This window comes from Psychrobacter sp. UBA3483 (assembly GCF_002377905.1).
Classification (GTDB): domain Bacteria; phylum Pseudomonadota; class Gammaproteobacteria; order Pseudomonadales; family Moraxellaceae; genus Psychrobacter.
Window position 1 is genome coordinate 1 of sequence record NZ_DFQS01000063.1, and the last position, 14,165, is coordinate 14,165.

Genomic DNA, 14,165 nt, shown 5'->3' on the forward strand with positions numbered 1-14,165 from the left:
CTTTGATGCTAGCGCATCTAGGCCTTTTTTTCACCTCACATTTGGTATTGCACTTCATGTGTTAATCTAAGAAATTTTAAGAAAATCGCTCAAACGTTTAAATTAAAACTTCAATTTTAAAAGCTCAAACTTTGAATTGGCTTAAAATTAAGCCAGTTCAATGGCAACGGCAACAGCTTCACCGCCGCCGATACATAAGGTTGCAACACCTTTTTTACCGCCAGTACGTTTAAGCGAGTTGATAAGGGTGACTAAGATACGCGCGCCAGAGCAGCCAACTGGATGGCCAAGGGCACAAGCGCCGCCTTCGACGTTGACCTTGGCATGGTCGATTTTAAGCTCATCCATCGCTGCCATGGTCACCATAGCAAAGGCTTCGTTGATTTCCCATAAATCGACGTCTGCAATTGACCAACCTGCCTTATCGAGAACTTTTTCAATGGCGCCAATCGGAGCAATGGTAAATTCGCTTGGATGGCGCGAGTTAGAAGCGGTGGCAACAATACGTGCTTGATAATCTAAACCTTCGGCTTTTGCTTGCGACTCTTTCATCATCACAACCGCCGCCGCGCCGTCTGAGATTGAGCTGGCGTTTGCCGCTGTAATCGTCCCTTCTTTTGCAAAAGCAGGGCGCAAGGTAGGAATGCGCTCAGCATTGGCAAGCGCAGGCTGCTCGTCGGTATCAACCGTTTGCTCGCCTTTACGCGATTTGAAAGTGACAGGCTCGATTTCATCTTTAAAATGGTCGTCTTTAATCGCTGTCAAAGCACGGTTTAGCGACTCAATGGCAAATTCGTCCATTTGCTCACGGCTATAGCCTTTTTCATCGGCCATTTCTTGCGCGAACTGCCCCATTAATTTGCCGGTTTCGGCATCTTCTAGACCGTCTAAGAACATATGATCTTTGACTTCTTTATGTCCCATGCGGTAGCCGCCGCGTGACCCTGGCATGATGTAAGGCGCATTGGTCATTGATTCCATGCCGCCCGCCACTGCGACGTTAAAGCTGCCCGCTTTGATACCATCATGCGCTTGCATGACCGCTTTTAGGCCAGAACCACAAAGTTTATTAATGGTAACGGCACCAGTAGCATCGTTAAGACCTGCTTTACGCATCGCCTGACGAGCAGGACCTTGACCAAGACCAGCGGTCAAGATACAGCCCATGATGACTTCATCAATATTATCAACGTTCACGCCCGAACGCTCAACGGCTGCCTTGATAGCGGTTGCGCCAAGTTCAGTTGCGCTGACATCTTTTAGTGCGCCTTGAAAACCACCCATCGGAGTACGGGCGCCATTTAAAATTACAATTGCATCATTTGACATCGTTATTTTTCCTTTTTCGGTATTTGAAACGAAAGTTTTTTAGTCATTAAAATAAAGAATCTAATAAGGTCACACGTTTATAGATGAATCGCTAGATAGATTACGCCAACTCATCTAAGCGAATACGGACGACTTTATCTGTAATGGTATCGAGCTTCTCGATTTTTTCAATCGCCAGATTCATCTGACTTTCAACCACAGGCAGCGTCAAAATAATCACCGGCACTTGGCCAAGCTTATGCGCAGGTTTTTGTAAAATGGCATCGATATTGATACCCGCGTCACTCAAAATACGGGTAATGTCTGCCAAGACGCCCGGATTGTCATGCGCATGCACGCGCAGATAGTAACCAGTAATCATTTGCTCAGCACGCAAGATGGGTGTGTCTGATAATTGCTCTGGAATAAAGGCTAGATGCGGCACATGGTGACCGTTCGTGCTTTCATTGTTGTTATCTTTACTACCAAGAACGCGAACCAAATCCATGACATCCGCCATGACCGCAGAAGCCGTTGCTCCAGCACCAGCGCCATCACCGCAATATAGCGTCTGCCCAAGTGGGTGCGAGTTGACCAATACCGCATTTTTTACGCCATTAACGTTAGCAAGTAGGGCGTTTTGTGGAATCAGCGTTGGATGAACACGCAGCTCGATACCAGCCGCGCCGTTATTTCCTTGGCCATCACCTGAACCGTTGTCTTCGCGGCGTACCGCAAAGCCTAGATGTTTGATACGGTAGCCAAGCTCTTCGGCGTAGTTGACGTCTTGCAAGGTAATACCGGTGATACCTTCGCAGTAAACTTTGTCAAACTGTAGCGGAATCCCAAAGGCGATAGAGGCGAGGAGCGCAAGCTTATGCGCGGCATCAATGCCTTCAACATCAAAGGTTGGATCGGCTTCGGCGTAACCAAGTGCTTGTGCTTCGCTTAAAACATCGGCGAACGGGCGACCTTTATCACGCATTTCAGTCATGATAAAGTTGCCAGTGCCATTGATAATACCGGCTAACCACTCAATCTTATTGGCAGCAAGGCCTTCACGCATGACTTTGATAATTGGAATACCACCTGCCACCGCCGCTTCATAAGCAACGTGTACATTATGGGCTTCGGCAAAGGCGAAAATTTCATTGCCGTGTTCGGCGAGCAAGGCTTTATTGGCAGTGACCACATGTTTGCCGTGTTTAATGGCATGCATAATCACATCTTTAGCCAAGGTCGTACCGCCAATCACTTCGATGACAATATCGACATTGTCACTGGCAGCGGTTGCCATCAAGTCACTATTTTGTACGATGGTAGCGTCGATATCATCGCGCTGACGACGGGTACCGACTTCGGTAATCACAATGTCGCGTCCGCTACGGCGTTTTAACTCATCTAAATTGTCATTGATTAGATTGATCACGCCCGTCCCGACGGTGCCCAGACCAAGTATCGCTAGTTTGATGGATTTGCTCACAGTATCCTCAAGAGATTATAGAGTTGGATAAAAATGCTTCGATGACAGCGCTTACATAAAAAGACTTATATAAAGGTGCTTATAAATGAGGCTGATATAAAGAAGAAAAGTATAAAAATACACCGCTAATTTTACCTAGCGCTTCATCGTATCATACCGATAAGCGCTTGTGGCGTCTACCCAATCTCACTGTCGCTAAAGTCAACAATATGAGGGGAGAGGACTAGCTGGCATCAATCGCTGTTTGTGCCAATTGCGCCGCAGGTAGATAGCCGCCGATTTGTTGGCCAGACTCGGTAAAGATAGCAGGCGTACCGCGTACTCCTAGCGACATTCCAAGCTCGATTTGTTCTTTTACCGGGTTATTACAGCTAGGCGCTTGAACGTTGGCACCCATTTTTGCTTGATCCATCGCCGCATTGCGATCTTCACTACACCAAATGGCTTCCATTTTTGGGATACTGCCTTCGCTGCGTGGCCACGCTAAATAACGCACTTCAATACCGCGTGCATTGATATCGCCTATCTCTTCATGAAGCTTGGTGCAATAAGGGCAGTCGGCATCAGTAAAGGCATAAACAACCGATTTGGTCGCGCCTTTTGCTGGATAAATAACCATGTCTTTTTTATTGACCGTTTTTAGAGCGTCTTGCGCGGCTTTGGCAACCAAAGCGCCACTGATATCGACTGGCGCATCTTGCCCAACGGCGATAATTTGTCCTTGGATAATATGTTTGCCAGATTTATCGGTAAAAAACGATGGTAAGCCCGATGCCGTTACCCAATAAATATCGGCCATATCCGTTGGTACGGCTGAAATAATCTCTTCTTCAATCCCTGATTTTTTTAAATTTGCTTGTAAGGCTTTGACCACTGCTGCATCATTATCGGCGACTTGCGCAGTGCTGACTTTGGCATTAGCGCTATTGACGATACCTGTATTGCTGGTCGCATCTGCCGTATTATTCGAGCAGCCTGCTGCAACCACGACCAGCAACGCGCCCATCGTCATCCTCGATAAAGGTTTGCGAGAAAATAGAGCGCGAGCAGAAGTGGCTTTAGAGAAAGAAGGTAAAAACATAGGTATTTCCTTTAGGCGGTGGTGCCTAAGCAAGATATAGATATAAAAACAGGGACATAGATTGTGTATGAACGCTTATCCCGTATCCACTAGATTTTGTTATCAGAGCGATATATTTCAAGGACGAGGGGCAATTTATTGATAATAAAAGATAAGTAGCAATACTGGTTATATTAACATATTTTTAGAAATAACCACCAAAGGCTATTTGTTGATGTTTTATTGGCATCGCCAAATTTATCATCCAGCGCCGTAAAACCACGTCCTTCTAGGGCGTGGATATCAGGCGTCAGCCGTTGTCACCTAAGATTAAAAGAACCTTGTTAACCAAACGCATTGGGATCATACTAAACCCATGAAGACGCTCAAGCTACGCATCAAAGACAAACATGCCACTCAGCTAAATATCTTAGCTGGTGCGGTCAACTTTGTCTGGAATTACGTTAATGAGCTAAGTTTTAAACATCTTAAGCGCACAGGCAAATTCTTTTCAGCCTACGACTTGGCCGCTTACACCAAAGGCGCTGGTGAGTACCTGAACCTGCACAGCCAAACCTTACAAGCAGTGACCGAAACCCATGCCAAATCTCGTAAACAATTTAAAAAAGCCAAACTAAAATGGCGTACCAATAATCCTAAATCAAGTCGTAAAAACCTTGGTTGGATTCCTTTTAAAAAAACTGCTATCAAGCATCTAAGCACTAAACAAAGTGGCAAAAAATCTCTAAAAACAACTCTACAATTCAGTTTGGCTAAGGGTCAAAAGCTGATTATTGATGTGTGGGACAGCTATAACCTCTCGCTCTACAGCATCAATACGTGCGAGTTGGTACAAGATTCTCGCGGCCACTGGTACGCCTGTATCACTGTTAAAGAGTTTTCAGAAACAGCCTGTGGTGACGGTCAAGTCGGTATTGATTTGGGCTGTAAAGATGCCGCAGTCAGTAGTGATGGCAAGGTTCTAACTACTAAGCTGACGACTCAATACGCAGAAAAACTGGCCATTGCTCAAAGAGCCAAAAACAAAAAACGGGTTAAGGCCATTCACGCCAAGATTAAAAATACTAGATTAGACTTGATTCATAAATTTACATCAAAGCTTGTTAAAGCCAACAGCCTAATCGTAGTTGGTAAAATCAAGTCAAAATCATTTACTTCAAGCAAACTCGCCAAATCCGTCTATGATGCGGGTTGGTTTGAGATAAAGCGACAACTGGACTACAAATGCGCGAACGCAGGTTGCCACTATATCGAAGTAAATGAAGCGTACACCACCCAAACCTGCTCGTGTTGCGGCTCTCGCCAAGACAGTCCGAAAGGTAGATCGGGGCTTGGTATAAGACAATGGTTTTGTCGTTCTTGTAAAACGACCCATCAACGTGACGTTAATGGAGCAAAAAACATTCTCGCGGTCGGGCTTGGCCGTCTTTAGTAGGAATCCCCGTTCCTTTAGGTCGGGGAGGAAGTCAATAACAGCAAATTTATCATTTACAGATAGCCATTAAAAAGCCGATATAAAATACACTTGCACTATTTTATCTAAGTTTATGTCTAGGTAGGCTACTGTCATAAACATTAAATTATCCATTAAAATAAATTTTCTATTACTATTTTTCTTGCTAATTTTCTAAGGAGCCTCTATGGCTGGTGCCAGTTTATTAACCCTACTTGATGATATCAGTGTGATACTCGATGATGTCTCGGTCATGACGAAGGTCGCCGCCAAAAAAACCGCTGGGGTATTGGGTGATGATTTGGCGTTGAATGCCGAGCAGGTCACCGGTGTCACAGCAAATCGTGAACTGCCAGTCGTTTGGGCGGTTGCCAAAGGCTCGTTTATTAATAAGCTTATTTTGGTGCCAGCCGCGATTCTTATCAGTGCCATTTATCCGCCTTTAATCACCTTTTTATTGATGTGCGGCGGCTTATTTTTGGTTTATGAAGGTGCTGAAAAGGTCATCCACCGCTTTTGGCCGCATGCCCTGCCAGATGATGAAGAGCAAAATGCCCGTCGGCAGGCCAACGCTGATGAAACCGTTGATTTGGTGGCCTTTGAAAAAGAAAAGATCAAAGGCGCAGTACGTACTGATTTTATCTTATCGGCAGAAATTATTGTTATTGCGCTTGGTGCGACGGCTACAGCTACTTTGTTACAGCGCAGTTTGGTGCTGTCTATTTTAGCCGTTGGTATTACTGTTGGTATTTATGGTTTGGTCGCGGGCATCGTTAAAATTGATGACTTAGGCTTGCATATGATGGAGAAAGACGGCGATTTTACTCAAAAAGTTGGTAAGATTTTATTTGCGTCAGCGCCTAAATTAATGAAGTTTTTATCTATCGCTGGGACTTTGGCGATGTTTTTAGTCGGTGGCGGTATTTTGGTGCACGGTATTAACTTTTTGCACCATGAGGTTGAAGATATTGCGCATTTGACTGGCGTGTTTGAAAGCTTTACCACTGCCTTATTAAATGGCGTTATCGGCTTTATTATTGGTGCGGCTATCGTTGCGCTATTTACGGTTATCAATAAGATACGTCATAAAGACGAGCCTACTGCCCATTAAGTTTGTTTTTCGAAGATTAGGATTATCAAAACGTGGCATTGATATATAGTGATTGAAAAGTAATATTGATATCAGCAATACCGTCGCGTTTTTAGGATATTTTGACTTTAAAAGATCTTTATAAGGCTATATTCATAGAAAAGCCCCAAAGTTGCTAACAACTTTGGGGCTTTGATATTCTATAAAAGATTATTTATAACGGCTATTAGCTTTCGCTATCGGAGTCATCAACACCTGAGCCATCAGTTTCTGATTTTTCCGCTTGCGTCGGCTTTTTATGCTCCGCTTTCGGCTTACGCGTCCGCGCTTTTGGCACTTTTGGCGTGGTTAAATTAAACATGCCTTTTTGTGGTAGTAATTGCTCAGCCACGTTTTCGATCATGTTTTTATAACTGGCGATGGTCGTTTTTGACTTCGCCGCCTGGATTTCCTCTTTTGTTGCTTGCTCTGATAGCTGTTCAGTTGACTCAGATGCTTGCTCGGTTTCGCTTTGCTCGACATCAGAAACGCTGACTTCAGAAACAGTATCTGTAACTTCAGCATTGGCTGCTTCAACGTTTTGCGCTGCTACAGCATCAACGTTTTGCGCTGCTACAGCATCAACCTTAGATTGCCCCGCGTCCTCTGCTTCGAGTGCTTGCTCTACTTTTAGCAGCTCTTCACTATCGGCGCTGACATCGTCTGTCTGAGCTTGATTGGCCAGCGCAGTGGCATCTACGGTCTGAGCGTCAATGTTAACGTCAACGTCAGTTTCGCTGCCGGCTGCTAAATCATCATTTTTAGACGCTTCGGCAACTGTGGTTACAGCTGGCTCCTGATAGTCAGGATGCTGACCGCGTGGGTCATTGTTCGCCCGCTTGCTAATAGGGCGGGGCTGAACGGCTGTTTTGCCCTGCGCTGCGGCAAATTGACTGACGGCTTGCGTCATTGCTTCAAAGCGAGCGAGATAATCCGCTGCTAAAGGCTCATAGCCGTAGTTGCTAAAGTCAAAATCTTGATTGACAGTTTCGCCAGTCTCAACTTTAGACTCGTTGCTGTTATCGACCTTAATCTCGCCAGTGCTAGTATCAGCTTGCTCTAAATGCAAAGCAATAGCAGCTTTAAAGCAATTAATCACGCCTTCGGCGGCTAAACGTGCTTGCGCCTCTGGCAGGGTTGCACGGATAAACTCACCAACCGTACCGCGAATAGTTGGTACATTTACAGCGCGTTGCTCATTTACCACAGGCGATTGGTTATCCGATGCTGTAGTTGTCGAGGCTTGAGCATGCTGACGACGAACCACGCGTGGATCATTGGTGGCTTGACCGAACTTTTCAGCCGTTACATAACGCTTGGCAAATAAAGCTTGATGGTCAAGTTCAAACGCTGCTTGATTGCTACTGTCAGTAGTATCCGTATTAGCATCAACATCAGAAGCAGTTTTTTGCGCTTTATCGGTAGGCGCTACATCATCAGCTTCGCTGCTAGTTTTGACAGCACTACGACTTTTAGAGGTCGATTGCTCATCCGCTGCTGATTTTGTAGCTTCGACATTGTGCTCGTCTACAGATTTGGTGTCAGACTTTTGCACTTTATCGTCAGTAGTGCTTGTCTTAGCGTCGTCCATTTTTGCTGCCGCTACCACCGCATCGCCACTTGCAGTATTGTCACTTTTAGCAGCGTCGGCAGTCACAGTTTGCGTACTGGTTTTTTGACTATTATCAACCGAGTCACGGCTATTTTTAGCAGCTTGACTGTTAGTGTTTTGCTTAACGGCTTCCTGCTTATCCACATTTTTCGGAGTGCTGTCTTCCTGACTTGCTTTCTGCTTATCAGCTTCATTGATAGCTTTCTCAGCGCTTTGCTTTTCAGGCGCTGGGCGAGTGGCTGCTACAGATTTACTATCATCTAAAGACAAGTGCACAACTTCTGGCGACTTGAGCTCCGTAGCCGCTTCATTGACCTGTAATACCACTTCATTAGGGTCTTGGTTGCGGCGCGCACTGGTCTGATTTTTACCATTGCTATAACTGGTTTCTTTAGTGCTTTGCTCGTTGTTATCTGCACTTAATGTCTCTCCGCGCTCAATTTTGCCGCGTGAGGAGCGCTGGCTATTTGATTTACGCTTAGCATGCGTTTGTGCATCTGCAGTATGAGCGTCTTTACTATCAGCGTCATTGTACTCGGTATGGCTATTATCATGTCCATTACGATCACTGTCTTGACGGTTGTTGCGATTACGATCGTTGGTACGTCGATTATCATGCTGACGTTTATCTTGGCTATCAGCTTGCTTGTCGTCAGTGCTGGTTGAGCGGCTGTCTTCTACGTTGTTGCTAGCAGCATTACCATTGGACTCATCTGACGGCTCTTTTCTTTGACGCGTTTTAGAGGGTCTTGATTTACGCGGTTTACGTCTTCTTCTATCTTCAGCGTCGTTATTATCCTCAGTATTACCACTCGCGGCTTGCTGGCGATTAGTATTCGGCTGTTGCTCAATGCTCTGCTGCTTGCTTGCTGCTTGTGGCACTGCTGCGGCTTGAGTGTTGACAGCTAAGGCGCTGGTATCGATTTGTCCAAACGAGCCAAGGCTTTGGGCGCCAGTATTTACCAGCACTTCAATGGCTTCGGCGGCATCACGGCTACTGATTTTAGGCGTCGTCGATGCTTGTGGCGCTTGGGCAAATAGGTTGGACAACCAAGCGACTGCTTGCGGTTGGGCGGTAGTCGCGTTGTTGGTTTGCGAAGCGACTGGCGCCGCGGTAGTCGCACCAGTTGGTGCGTTTTGTGTTTGTGGTTGCGGCGCACGTGCTGGTGTAGCATTGCTGCCATTAGCATTAGCATTAGCATTAGCATTGCTACGATGGTCATTGCTATGACTGGTCGTGTTTTGCTGCTGACTATTGGCACGAGGAGTTGTTTGACTGTTTTTATTGCTGCCATTATCAGCTACTTGACGTGGCTGGCGCGTTGGCTGCTGCTCAGGGCGCACTGAATCAGCGGTCTGCCAATCGACGTTATAACCTAAGTCGCTGTGCTCTTGCTGCTGGGTATCAGTGATACGCTCATAGCTCGATGGGGCAAAGCCATCACGATTAAAATGCAGCTTAAAGTTTGGCGATTCTAAATGCGCGTGTGGCAAAATGGTGATACGCGTACCGCTGTCTTGCTCCAAATAAACCAAGCTATCGCGTTTTTCGTTTAGCAAGAAAGCGGCGATGTCAGTTGGCACTTCAGCTTGCACTTCGCCTTGACGTTCTTTGAGGGCAATTTGTTCAATCTGACGCATAATCGACAGTGATAACGAGCGCAAATCACGAATCATGCCATTGCCATGGCAACGCGGGCAGATGTAGCCGGTTGACTCTTCTAATGATGGACGCAAGCGTTGACGGCTCATTTCCATCAAACCAAACTTGGAAATATCACCAAACTGTACACGCGCGCGGTCGTATTTGGTCGCATCAACCAGACGTTTTTCCACTTCTTTTTGGTGCTTATTATCATTCATATCAATGAAGTCAATGACAATCAAGCCGCCCATATCACGCAGGCGCAATTGACGCGCAATCTCATCGGCAGCTTCTAGGTTGGTATGATAGGCAGTTTCAGCAACATCTGAGCCTTTGGTTGATTTTGCTGAGTTGATATCGATAGACACCAAGGCTTCCGTTTGGTCAATAACGATTGAGCCACCTGATGGCAAGCGTACTTCGCGCTGATAGGCGGTCTCAATCTGTTTTTCGATATTAAAGCGCGAAAACATCGGCTCATAATCGGTATATTTACGCAATTTCTCCGCTTGTTTTGGCATCACGGCATCGATAAAACCGGCCGCTTCGATATAAGCGTTTTCGTTGTCGATCCAAATCTCGCTAATATCATCGCGTAGATAATCACGCACGGCACGGGTGACAACGCCTGCTTCTTGGTGCACCAAACGCGGAGACGGATATTTTTGATTTTGCTCTTGAATGGCTTGCCAGATATTGAGCAAGTGATTTAAATCGTGTTGCAAGTCTTCTTGGGTCTTGCCAATACCAGCCGTACGAATGATGACGCTCATGCCTTTCGGCAAATCAAGATTGCCGAGCATGCGTTTCATATCTTCGCGTAATTTGCCCGAGATTTGACGCGAAATACCGCCGCCACGAGGATTGTTTGGCATCAACACCAAATAACGCCCTGCCAAAGAAACATAAGTCGAAAGCGCTGCGCCTTTATTGCCGCGCTCTTCTTTTTCGACTTGGACGATAAGCTCGTCACCTTCTTTGATTAGTTTTTTGATGTTTTCATCGCGTGGATTGCCGCTTAAATATTCAGCAGAAATTTCTCGAATCGGCAAAAAGCCTTGGCGCTGTGAGCCATATTCGACAAACACCGCTTCAAGCGATGGCTCGACACGGGTAACGTGACCTTTATAAATGTTGGATTTTTTTTGCTCGCGGGTACGGTTTTCTAAATCGAAATCGTAGAGGTGATTACCTTTACAAAGGGCAACGCGAATTTCTTCGTTTTGAGTAGCGTTGATTAAAATGCGTTTCATATTTGAATCCTATGAGTACGCATAACAACGACGGGCAGGCTTTAGGGCAAGGGAGCAAGTTCGGTTAAGGGTAAATCAACCTGAGCAGATGTTAGTGAGCGGTAGAACGTAAAGCAGAAGTAACGGCAAGCACATGAGCTTTTCGTAACTGCTTTTTGACCTAAAATGTATTAGCCATTTATCCTGCTAATGTCGGTAACGTTTATATAGACAAGGTAGGGTGTAAGGCTACTATCTATATTAGTATTATGAGTAAGCTTGCTCTAACGATTAAGGCACGCGCAGGTTTGTGGTCTTTTGACAGTCATTTATACAAGTTTAATCCGCACACCTTGTAAGGGCGGCGATGGATAAAGACTGAGATTTAAGAGGTCACAATTACCAAAAAAGCATCGTGTTGTCACAATTAATCAATCAAGGTCTAGCAATCATAGCGCTGTTAATAAAGGACTGTTTTATCGGTAAGTGCTGGTGCATAAAACAGTGCTGTGCAGCGGTTATCCTTTTAGGTAAAGCAATTGGTCATTCTTTATTTATCGTTCTTTTGGGTATCACGTCAAAAATATCTGGGGTAACTCAAAGCTAGGTGGCGCTGCTCTAATCATCAGCGGGGCGTACTTGGCAAACAGAATAAATGACCGGCTTATCGGCGCGGTGTCTCTTGTCTATCCTACTTCGCGTGCTCTGTTTGACCACCAATACTCAGGCAGCTATCGATAATCAACAAATGATACTCGATTCTGGCTCTAAGCGACCCATACTTGCTCAACTGTGCGCTAAAGGACTGGCTGATAATTAGTTATGCGTGATAAGTAACTATCAAAATAAGTCGTGGTTAGGCGATAGTGAGTAAATGTTATGTTGTTATCGTCTGATAAAATGGTTGTTAGACAGTTTATCAAAGCGATTTCGTTTGATATCACAATATTTTGTATTGATAAAAAACTTTGTACTAAAAATTTTTGGTACTGATACATCCTATATATAGATAATTATCAGCGTTGTTCTTACAATTTATGGGGCATTATAGGGTATATCAAGGGATATAACACCCTTAAAATCAGATGAAACGCACAAGTTTGGCAACCTTTATAACGGTCATTGCCTGACTAACCAGTAGTAGCAACGGCGTAATATTGTCTGTAACAACAAGGAATTATTGTCGCAGCCTCTGCTTAATTGGCGCTCAACATGCTAAACTATAGCAAATCTTTGTGTAAATACCTAACTAAAAATGACAAACTCAAATATGCCAACCGAACAACCTATCCACGAAGCGCCCGCTATCTTTAATAGTAAAACGCGCCCGCAAAGTGCCGATGACGAAATCAGTAACTTTGAAAAGGTGAATTACCTTGAAGTCACGCGCCATCAGCACGACCAGCGCTTAGACAACTTTTTACTCAATCGTCTAAAAGGCCTGCCAAAATCACACATCTACAAGATGATTCGCTCAGATGAAGTGCGCGTCAATAATAAACGCTGTAAAGCGCATGACAGATTGCAGCGTGAAGACGTCGTGCGTATTGCGCCTGTACAGCTGGCGACCCGCGATAAACCGATTATCAGCGCTGAGTTTGCCAATAGCTTATTGGCGCGTGTGGTCTACGAAGATGAAGGTTTGATTGTACTCAATAAGCCTTCTGGCATTGCTGTGCACGGCGGTAGTGGAGTAGATTTTGGCGTCATTGAAGCCATGCGCGAAGTGACAGGTAAAAAATATCTCGAGCTGATTCATCGTATCGATAAAGATACTTCAGGCTTGCTGATGATTTCTAAAAAGCGCTCGGCATTAAAAGTGCTACAGCAGCATCTGGTCGACAAAACCATTCAGAAGCATTATTTATGTATCGCCAAAGGTCAACCTGCGCTCAATGAGCAGCGTATCGACGCGCCATTACTGCGCTATACACTCGCTAGCGGTGAGCGCCGGGTAAAAGTAGACGCGCAAGACCCACAAGCCAAAGAAAGCCAGACAGATATTATCGTACATGGTCGCTTTACGTTAAATGAGCAGCCAGTGAGCCTAATTGAAGCAAAGCCTTTGACCGGGCGCACCCATCAAATTCGCGTGCATTTGGCCTATATTGGTCATGCTATTTTAGGTGACGATAAATACCATGTGCATGACAAGTCTGGCGTGCATCGTTTGTGCTTACACGCGTGGCGCTTGGATATTCCTGGCTATGAAACCATCACCGCGCCATTACCAGATGAGATGACGGATTGGTTACCAGCAGATATTCAGCTGCCTGAATAAGTTTTAAAAATTTCATTTTAAAGAGTGATAGTCAATGCAGTTTTGAAATGACTATTTAACACAATCGTCACAGTGACTTATAAGGGCATGTCTGCGCCAAATAAGCAACTGTGACGTTTTCATATTTGCCATTTGTAAAGGGTTAGTCCATGACAGCATCTAGCGCTAATAAAACAGCGCCAACCAATACTTCTGAATTAGCAGCCGAGCACCATTTAGCTGATAAAACGCTGATTATTTTTGATTGGGATGGCACTTTGATGGACTCGATTGGCCTCATCGTTGAGTCGATGCATGTAGCAGGCGAGGCGCATGGCTTTACGACCACGGATGAGGCCGTCAAAGACATTATTGGGCTGAGCCTAATGCATGGCATTGAGATTTTATATCCGCAAGCAACTGATAAACAAAAACTCGCCATTCAGCAAAGCTATGCGGAGTATTATATTCCGAACAGCCATCGTACGCCGTTTTTTACGCCGATAGACGATATGCTCCTGACGTTAAAGCAGCAAGATAAGCAGCTTGCGGTCGCTACTGGTAAGAAAAGAAAAGGATTAGATCGAGTACTAGAGGCTTCTGCTAGCCATCATTACTTTACTATCACCCGCTGTGCTGATGAATCTGGCTCCAAACCTGATCCGCAAATGCTGCGCGATATTTTAGATTACACTAACCAGCCAATCTCGCAGGCAGTATTTATCGGTGACAGTATTTACGATATTCAAATGGCCAATCGTTTGGGTATGACCAGTATTGCCGTCAATTATGGCACAGCATCAAGTAACGAGCTTGCTGCCGAGCAGCCAACTTATCAAGTGGACACGCCGCAAGAATTAGTGGCATTATTATGTGCATAAATCGTGCGTGTAAATTATGTATGTAAATAAAACGTCATTTAACCTTAGCAAATAGATTTTTGGTGTAATGGACAAAATTCA

Annotated in this window: 8 protein-coding genes; 4 read left to right on the forward strand and 4 right to left on the reverse strand. The window is 45.1% G+C overall.

Going from position 1 to position 14,165, the window contains the following annotated elements:
• Positions 1-147 precede the first annotated feature (147 nt).
• From B2866_RS11640 to B2866_RS11650, 3 genes are all read right to left on the reverse strand, one after another.
• A complete protein-coding gene (locus B2866_RS11640; RefSeq protein ID WP_296194425.1) occupies positions 148-1,329 on the reverse strand; it encodes a thiolase family protein in 1,182 nt (393 codons plus the stop codon).
• Between the two features lie 100 nt (positions 1,330-1,429).
• Positions 1,430-2,791 carry a homoserine dehydrogenase gene (locus tag B2866_RS11645; RefSeq protein WP_296194428.1) on the reverse strand — a complete coding sequence of 454 codons (1,362 nt, stop codon included), beginning with the start codon at positions 2,789-2,791 and terminating at the stop codon, positions 1,430-1,432.
• 223 nt (positions 2,792-3,014) lie between these two features.
• Positions 3,015-3,872, reverse strand: a complete 858-nt coding sequence (locus B2866_RS11650) for a DsbC family protein (RefSeq protein ID WP_296194431.1) — start codon at positions 3,870-3,872, stop codon at positions 3,015-3,017.
• A gap of 355 nt (positions 3,873-4,227) precedes the next feature.
• On the opposite strand from B2866_RS11650, the gene B2866_RS11655 reads away from it, so the two are divergent.
• Together B2866_RS11655 and B2866_RS11660 are read left to right on the forward strand one after the other, a co-directional pair.
• The gene (locus B2866_RS11655) at positions 4,228-5,304 is read left to right on the forward strand and encodes an RNA-guided endonuclease InsQ/TnpB family protein (RefSeq protein WP_296194434.1); all 1,077 of its coding nucleotides are present in this window, start codon (positions 4,228-4,230) and stop codon (positions 5,302-5,304) included.
• 208 nt (positions 5,305-5,512) lie between these two features.
• Positions 5,513-6,436 (forward strand): DUF808 domain-containing protein, encoded by a 924-nt coding sequence (locus B2866_RS11660; RefSeq protein WP_296194436.1) that lies wholly within the window; start codon positions 5,513-5,515, stop codon positions 6,434-6,436.
• Positions 6,437-6,641: 205 nt separating this feature from the next.
• Here B2866_RS11660 and B2866_RS11665 read toward each other — a convergent pair whose 3' ends face one another.
• Positions 6,642-10,964: an Rne/Rng family ribonuclease gene (locus B2866_RS11665; RefSeq protein ID WP_296194439.1), complete on the reverse strand. Its 4,323-nt coding sequence runs from the start codon at positions 10,962-10,964 to the stop codon at positions 6,642-6,644.
• A gap of 1,249 nt (positions 10,965-12,213) precedes the next feature.
• On the opposite strand from B2866_RS11665, the gene B2866_RS11670 reads away from it, so the two are divergent.
• Both B2866_RS11670 and B2866_RS11675 read left to right on the forward strand, forming a co-directional pair.
• Entirely contained in the window at positions 12,214-13,224 is a 1,011-nt protein-coding gene (locus tag B2866_RS11670; RefSeq protein ID WP_296194442.1) for an RluA family pseudouridine synthase, read from the forward strand.
• Between the two features lie 149 nt (positions 13,225-13,373).
• Positions 13,374-14,084 carry an HAD-IA family hydrolase gene (locus B2866_RS11675; RefSeq protein WP_296194445.1) on the forward strand — a complete coding sequence of 237 codons (711 nt, stop codon included), beginning with the start codon at positions 13,374-13,376 and terminating at the stop codon, positions 14,082-14,084.
• The last annotated feature ends 81 nt before the right edge of the window (positions 14,085-14,165 follow it).